Here is a 3,925-nt window from a genome sequence, read left to right as displayed (position 1 = left end):
CGACGACGACGAACTGCTGCCCTACTTCGAGAACGTCGTGGTGGAAGGCGAAACGCCGGAGCTCGCGGCGGCGATCGTCGCGCTGCGCGCATTCGTGACGGAAGTGCGCCGCCGCAATGCCGATATTCCGATCTTCCTGTACGGGGAAACGCGCACTTCGCGCCATCTGCCGAACGACATCCTGCGCGAGCTGCACGGCTTCATCCACATGTTCGAGGACACGCCGGAGTTCGTCGCGCGCCACATCATCCGCGAGACCAAGGTGTATCTGGATTCGCTCGCGCCGCCGTTCTTCAAGGAGCTGGTGCAGTACGCCGATGAAGGCTCCTACTCGTGGCATTGCCCGGGGCACTCGGGCGGCGTTGCATTCCTGAAGAGCCCGCTTGGCCAGATGTTCCATCAGTTCTTCGGCGAGAACATGTTGCGGGCGGACGTGTGTAATGCCGTCGACGAACTCGGTCAGCTGCTCGACCATACCGGTCCGATCGCGGCCTCGGAGCGCAACGCGGCGCGCATCTTCAGCGCCGACCACGTGTTCTTCGTGACGAACGGCACCTCGACCTCGAACAAGATCGTCTGGCATGGCACGGTGGCGCCTGGCGACATCGTGCTGGTCGACCGCAACTGCCACAAGTCGATCCTGCACGCGATCACGATGACCGGCGCGATTCCGGTGTTCCTCACGCCCACGCGTAACAACTTCGGCATCATCGGTCCGATTCCGCGCAGCGAATTCGAACCGGAAAACATCAAGAAGAAGATCCTCGCGAACCCGTTCGCCCGCGAAGCGCTCGCCAAAAACCCGGATCTGAAGCCGCGGATTCTGACGATCACGCAGAGCACCTATGACGGCGTGATCTACAACGTCGAGATGATCAAGGAAATGCTCGGCGACTGGCTCGACACGCTGCATTTCGACGAAGCGTGGCTGCCGCACGCCGAGTTCCACGAGTTCTATCAGGACATGCACGCGATCGGCGCGGGCCGTCCGCGTATCGGCGCGATGGTGTTCGCCACGCACTCCACGCACAAGCTGCTGGCCGGCATTTCGCAGGCTTCGCAGATCGTCGTGCAGGACTCGAAGAACAGCCGCTTCGATAAGCATCGCTTTAACGAAGCGTATCTGATGCATACGTCAACGAGCCCGCAGTACGCGATCATCGCCTCGTGCGACGTGGCTGCGGCGATGATGGAAGCGCCGGGCGGCACCGCGCTGGTCGAGGAGTCGATCGCGGAAGCGTTGGATTTCCGCCGCGCGATGACCAAGGTCGACGCCGAATACGGCGACGACTGGTTCTTCAAGGTGTGGGGCCCGGACCAGTTCGCGGAAGAAGGGATCGGTTCGCGCGAAGACTGGATGCTGCGCCCGAACGATGCGTGGCACGGTTTCGGCCCGCTCGCCGAAGGCTTCAACATGCTCGACCCGATCAAGGCGACCATCGTCACGCCGGGTCTGGATATGGACGGCGGCTTCGGCGAGTCCGGCATTCCGGCCGCGATCGTCACGAAGTATCTGGCCGAGCACGGCATCATCGTCGAGAAGACCGGGCTGTATTCGTTCTTCATCATGTTCACGATCGGCATCACCAAGGGCCGCTGGAATTCGATGGTCACCGAACTCCAGCAGTTCAAGGACGACTACGACAACAACCAGCCGCTGTGGCGCGTGCTGCCCGAGTTTGTCTCGCATCATCCGATGTACGAGCGCGTCGGCCTGCGCGATCTGTGCGAGCAGATCCACAGCGTCTACCGCGCGAACGACATTGCGCGCCTGACGACCGAGATGTACCTGTCGAGCATGGAGCCTGCCATGAAGCCGTCGGATGCATTCGCCAAGCTGGCCCATCGCGAAATCGACCGGGTACCGATCGACGAACTCGAAGGCCGTGTCACGTCGATTCTGTTGACGCCGTATCCGCCGGGCATTCCGCTGCTGATTCCGGGCGAGCGCTTCAACAAGACCATCGTCAACTACCTGCGGTTCGCGCGCGAGTTCAACGAACGCTTCCCGGGTTTCCACACGGATATCCACGGGCTGGTCGGCGAGACCATTAACGGGCGCATCGAATATTTCGTCGATTGCGTGCGCGCCTGACGATGTGGATGGTGAAGTCTCTGTTGGGTGCTGACGGCCGGCGGCGCGCGTTTGGCGCGCTCGCCTTGACGTCGGCGATGGCGGCGGCGGGCCTCGCCTTCGCGCCGCTAGCTGCGCATGCCGAAGTCGCCGCCGCCGATCCGATCGACGCGTCGATGCGCAGCTGTCTTGCGCGCAGCGATATGTCGTCGACGGTGGGGCAGGTGCAGTGCATGGACAACGCGCGGATCGGCTGGCGGGCCGCGTTGGACAGCGCATGGCAGCAGCTTCTGACGAAGTTGCCGCAGGCGCAACGTAAGCCATGGGAAAAGAGCCAGGCGAGCTGGCAGGCCTCGCGCGATGTCGAGAGGCAGTTGCTGGCGGCTGTGTTCGCGACGACGCGCGGCACGATGTATGTGCTGGCCGAAGCCGATATGCAATTGCAGCCGGTGCGTGATCGCGCCCTGGCGCTGCGCAGCGCCGCGGCCAGGATCAGCGCCGGCGGGGACCCGCCGCGGCGTTCGCGCGCCTGTAGCGCGGACGCGCAATGCGAACACGCGATGTTCGATCTGAACCGCTATTACCGCCGCTTGCAAGCGAAGATGCCGACGCGTTCGCGCCCGACGCTCGCGCGCGCGCAGAAGGCCTGGACCGCGTATCTCGACGCCACCACGCCATTGATCGACGAACGCGGCCGCATCGATATCATCGGTGCGCGGGTGGCGACGCTCAAGCGCTTGTCGGAAACGGTCGGCAACGACTGACGGTTGTCGGCCCGTCGACAACGAATGGGCCTTGGCGCTCAACGGTACGTGTGGTGGACCAGCCTGGCTGGCAGCATCTATTCTTCTCTGATCACGCGGCCGCGCATGCGCCGCGACGTCATCAATTGAGTATGTAAGCTTCTTCCCCTTGGGGCTTGGGCATTTCCAAAGCGGGCTCGCCGAGGAGGTCGCGCATCGCGTCTTCGATAAAGAGCGACATCGTATTGAGCGCGAGGTCGTTGTCGTCGGTGCCGAAGGGTTCTTCGAGCTGCGAGGCGATCGCCTCGTGCGCCATGAAGGTGTACGCCACGAACACGGCGAAAACCGGCGTAAACATACCGATGCTTTCGACCAGCCCGAACGGCAGGGACGCGCAGAAGAAGTACACCGTGCGGTGAATCATTACCGAGTAGGCGAAGGGCAGCGGCGTCGATACGATGCGTTCGCAGCCGCCGATGACGTCGGATAGACCATTCAGATTCCGATCGAAAGCGAGTACCGCCATGGGATCGATCGCGCCTGTTTGAGCGTGACGCTGCACCCATTCGCCGAGAGACAGCAGGAGTGTCGCCGGTTTGTAGCGCGATGCCATGACGCGATCGAAAAGCGGCTTGGGCAGGCGCGCCGCGAGGTCCGCCTGCGGGTCGCTCTTGCGAAGCTGGTGGCGCAGAGCATGGGGAAGGGCGCAGAGCGCGGTGACGAACTCCTTGATGTCTTCGTTCGGCAGCTGTTTGTTTTGCAGCGTGAGCGCCTGGCGGGTGAGCGAGCGCGATTCGTTGAGCAATTGGCCCCATAGTTTGCGGGCTTCCCACCAACGGTCGTAGCTGGCGTTGTTGCGGAAGCCGAGAAAGACCGCCAACGCTATGCCTATCAATGAGAATGGGGCGGTGCTGTTGAGGTTGAGCGAGACCGGGAGCAGGTGGTCGTGTGCCGCCACGGCGACAATCGCGATGCAGAAGATCAGGGATAGTCGCGGCAGCAGTTGCGGGAGGACGGAGCCTCGCCAGGCTAACAGCATGCGGAACCAATTGAGGTGTGGGCGGATGATCATCGCAGCGGGGTTTTTTTTGCCTTCGGCGGGTGGGGG

The 3,925-nt window shown here is 62.9% G+C and carries 3 protein-coding genes; 2 read left to right on the top strand and 1 reads right to left on the bottom strand.

Annotation, left to right across the window (positions count from 1 at the left end; translation table 11 throughout):
- Nucleotides 1-2,095: arginine/lysine/ornithine decarboxylase (locus QOC89_RS26905; protein WP_323047806.1), on the top strand; the 2,095-nt coding region annotated here is incomplete at its 5' end.
- A gap of 2 nt (nt 2,096-2,097) precedes the next feature.
- Nucleotides 2,098-2,838, top strand: coding sequence for a lysozyme inhibitor LprI family protein (locus tag QOC89_RS26900; protein WP_323047805.1), 741 nt, complete (start codon nt 2,098-2,100; stop codon nt 2,836-2,838).
- A 121-nt stretch (nt 2,839-2,959) separates the two neighbouring features.
- Here QOC89_RS26900 and QOC89_RS26895 read toward each other — a convergent pair whose 3' ends face one another.
- Nucleotides 2,960-3,889, bottom strand: a complete 930-nt coding sequence (locus QOC89_RS26895) for a bestrophin family protein (RefSeq protein ID WP_323047807.1) — start codon at nt 3,887-3,889, stop codon at nt 2,960-2,962.
- Between the last annotated feature and the right edge of the window lie 36 nt (nt 3,890-3,925).

The organism is Paraburkholderia sp., assembly GCF_034668105.1.
In the GTDB taxonomy this organism is placed as follows: Bacteria; Pseudomonadota; Gammaproteobacteria; order Burkholderiales; family Burkholderiaceae; genus Paraburkholderia.
The sequence above is the reverse complement of the archived record's forward strand: the minus strand, read 5'-3'. Positions and strand labels throughout refer to the sequence as shown.

What these genes read in the sequence shown, in the direction of transcription:
- QOC89_RS26900 (WP_323047805.1), top strand. Translation starts at nt 2,098, where the DNA reads ATGTGGATGGTGAAGTCTCTGTTGGGTGCTGACGGCCGGCGGCGCGCG.
- QOC89_RS26895 (WP_323047807.1), bottom strand. Translation starts at nt 3,889, where the DNA reads ATGATCATCCGCCCACACCTCAATTGGTTCCGCATGCTGTTAGCCTGG.